The sequence below is a fragment of the Catenibacterium faecis genome (assembly GCF_014306455.1).
GTDB lineage: Bacteria > Bacillota_I > Bacilli_A > Erysipelotrichales > Coprobacillaceae > Catenibacterium > Catenibacterium mitsuoka_A.
The window spans coordinates 1-3,099 of sequence record NZ_JACRWG010000109.1 but is presented as its reverse complement, the minus strand read 5'-3'; the positions used below and the strand labels follow the sequence as shown (position 1 = coordinate 3,099).

The 3,099-nt window shown below is 33.3% G+C and carries 3 protein-coding genes; 2 read left to right on the top strand and 1 reads right to left on the bottom strand.

Going from position 1 to position 3,099, the window contains the following annotated elements:
• Positions 1-164: 164 nt before the first annotated feature.
• Positions 165-1,559, top strand: a complete 1,395-nt coding sequence (locus tag H8909_RS12815) for an aryl-sulfate sulfotransferase (protein ID WP_255465911.1) — start codon at positions 165-167, stop codon at positions 1,557-1,559.
• A gap of 12 nt (positions 1,560-1,571) precedes the next feature.
• On the opposite strand, the gene H8909_RS12810 is transcribed toward H8909_RS12815, so the two are convergent.
• Positions 1,572-2,378: a hypothetical protein gene (locus tag H8909_RS12810; protein ID WP_187013097.1), complete on the bottom strand. Its 807-nt coding sequence runs from the start codon at positions 2,376-2,378 to the stop codon at positions 1,572-1,574.
• A gap of 84 nt (positions 2,379-2,462) precedes the next feature.
• On the opposite strand from H8909_RS12810, the gene H8909_RS12805 reads away from it, so the two are divergent.
• The gene (locus H8909_RS12805) at positions 2,463-3,014 is read left to right on the top strand and encodes a nitroreductase family protein (protein WP_238928306.1); all 552 of its coding nucleotides are present in this window, start codon (positions 2,463-2,465) and stop codon (positions 3,012-3,014) included.
• Positions 3,015-3,099: the final 85 nt, after the last annotated feature.

Genomic DNA, 3,099 nt, shown 5'->3' with positions numbered 1-3,099 from the left:
ATTGACTGGTTCATGCCTTGGAGTGAACAGATAAAAGAAGAGTTTGGAATAAAGGACGATTAAATCGAAAATGTGATTTAATCGTCCTTTTTAGGTACACTATATAATTTGGCGCTTACGAACGTCTTAAATTAACTGGAAACTTCTCATTTAAGTCACCATTACTGATCAAAAATCCTTATGGTACAAATACTACAAGTATCTATATGTACTTCACAACAGACATAGATAGCTATGTCACTTATACAATCTCTTGTGATGGCTATAAGGACTATTCACAAACATTGAATACTAAGTCTGCTACAGGTGTCACTCGAACTCATGAATATAGTCTTATTGGTGCTATTCCTGGAGAAACTAACACGATCACATTAAGACTCTATACAAAATCTAACCAATTAATTAATACTCTATCATTTACTTATGACGCACCAGAATTACTTGGTGGAAATGAATATAAAACAGTCACTACAACATCTTATTCAGAAGATGACCTGCAGGATAATGGTCTCTATTGTGTATTAGGTAATGATGTCACTGAAGAGACTAAGAAAAGGGCTTATATGCGTTTTTATGATGAAAATGGGGTAATTCGTAGTGAAATGCCTATTAAGTTTTATCGTCCTCACAGACTCTTATTCAAAGACAATACAATGTATTACAGTATCTCTAGTACGTCTATTGTTGGAGTTGACTCATCAGGATATGTTAAAGACTTCTATAACACAGGTGATTACACCTTACATCATGACTATATCTTTGATACAGAAGGTAATTTCCTAGTTCTTGCAACTAAAAAGAATGATGAAACAAGTGAAGACCGTATCATCTCTATCAATGCATCTACAAAAGAAATCAAAGAAATAGTCAATTTCAAAACAGTATTCAAAAACTACTATACACTGACTCAAAAGCCATCAAGTGCAGACACCCTTGACTGGATGCATATCAATTCTTTAGGTTTAGTAGGTAATAACTCTCTTATTATCAGTTCTAGAGAAACATCTACAATCATTAAACTCAATACTATCTATACAAATCCATCTATAGACTATATGATTGGTTCAGATCGATTCTGGGACTCTACAGGCTATGAATCTAAATTACTCACAAAAACAAGTGACTTCTCTATGCAGGCAGGACAACATTATGTCACTTATGAAGAAGACAATTCATTACCTAAAGGACAATACTACCTATACATGTTTAATAATAATTACTGTTACAGTAGTACTAGAAGTAACTACAAATGGCAGAATGATACAAACTATTCTAATGCATTCTTTACAATGAAGAGTGGTACTTCTTATTATTATAAATATTTAGTCAATGAAAATGCGCGCACTGTATCTCTTGTAAGTTCTATACCAGTTGCTTATTCACCTTATGTTTCTAGTTCACAGGAACTTTATGGACAATTAATTGCGGATAGTGGAATGCAGATGAGCTGGAGTGTTTATAACTTAGATGGTACACTTTTACGTACATATCAAACAACAGGAGGCAAATTCCTCTATCGTGTCTTACAATATGATTTAAAAGGATATTTATTCCAGTAAAAAACAGCTAGATTAATTTCTAGCTGTTTTTCTCATGATGAGCTGTGCGATTATTACTACTACAACAGATATACCACATATCATCAATCCTGGTGTTCTAAGTATTGATGGATCAAAGATCACTGTACGATTCAAATAAGAACCAGCGCCTTCACTAATTGTGAGTGGCATAATATAACTTACACTTAACCCGGATAATACACCTGTTACACCTAATGCAGTTAATCCATATAACTTATCTACAATCAATTGAATCAAGCATAATACAACAAGAATAACACCCATAATCATTCGATTAGAATCAAGTGTTAACTGATAGAAGATCTGTATCATCTTTAATCTCTTAGGAGACTGTTTACTAATAAACTCATCTACATATTGATCAATACCCTGAGATACTAAACCAGAAGAAATCAATTTAGTAAGTGATGTCTTTAATATACTAGGTAATGTAATATCTGTATCCTTCTCCACAATCTCAAAACATTCCTGTGCCAGATTATTGATATAAGGTGTCATATCTTCTTTATTGTCTTCACCTGTAGCCATCTGTTTAATAATAGCCTGACTATATTTACTTGTTAGTGCGGTCATAGATTCAGATTGACTAATATCAGCTTGTATTTTATTGATTGTAATCTGTGGTAATCGATATGTATATTGATTAATGACAGTCATTACTTTGTTGGTCATTTCCTGGGTAATTTCATCATTCTGTATAGCACTATTTATAATACTTGGACAAAGCATTGAGAAACATAATACATTCACAAGAATGAAAATAAGAATATCTAATACAATTGTACGTAACATACGCATAAGTATCACGCTCCTTTACCCTCATTATAGAAAAACCACACCACATGTCAATATGTTATAATGGATGAAAGAAAGGGTGATTATATGGATTTTTTAGATTTTTTAAAACAAAGAAGAAGCTATAGACAATATACTGGAGAACCTGTAGAAAAAGAATTATTGGATCAAATTGTAGAAGCAGGATTACTTGCACCTAGTGGACGTAATATTAAACCGGAAGAACTCATTGTAGTGACTGATTCTAAACTATTATCACAATTATCTCAATGTAGGAAAGCAGGAAGTCAGATGCTAGAAGGGGCAGGTGCCTGTATTATTGTATTAGGTGATGAAGATAAGACGGATGTCTGGATAGAAGACTGCAGTAATGTCATCTTGACTATGCATTATATGGCTTCATCACTAGGTCTTGGCAGCTGCTGGATTCAGGGAAGAAATAGAGTATCATCTACAGAAGATTCAACTGAGGACTATATTAGAAATATCTTTCATTTTCCAAAGAATCTACGTTTAGAAGCACTATTATCTATTGGACATATTGATCAAACATTACCTGCCAAAGAAGTAACAGAAGAATTATTAAATAAAGTACATACACCAAATGAACCGCCCCTGTCAAGTAGACAGGTGAAATAATTAAAAACATGTACCCTTGCCTGCCACGTAGTGGCAGGCAATTTTTTTATGCATAATGTGTCGCCTTATATTTCTGTATCGCCTT

What these genes read in the sequence shown, in the direction of transcription:
- H8909_RS12810 (WP_187013097.1), bottom strand. Translation starts at nt 2,378, where the DNA reads ATGCGTATGTTACGTACAATTGTATTAGATATTCTTATTTTCATTCTT.
- H8909_RS12805 (WP_238928306.1), top strand. Translation starts at nt 2,463, where the DNA reads ATGGATTTTTTAGATTTTTTAAAACAAAGAAGAAGCTATAGACAATAT.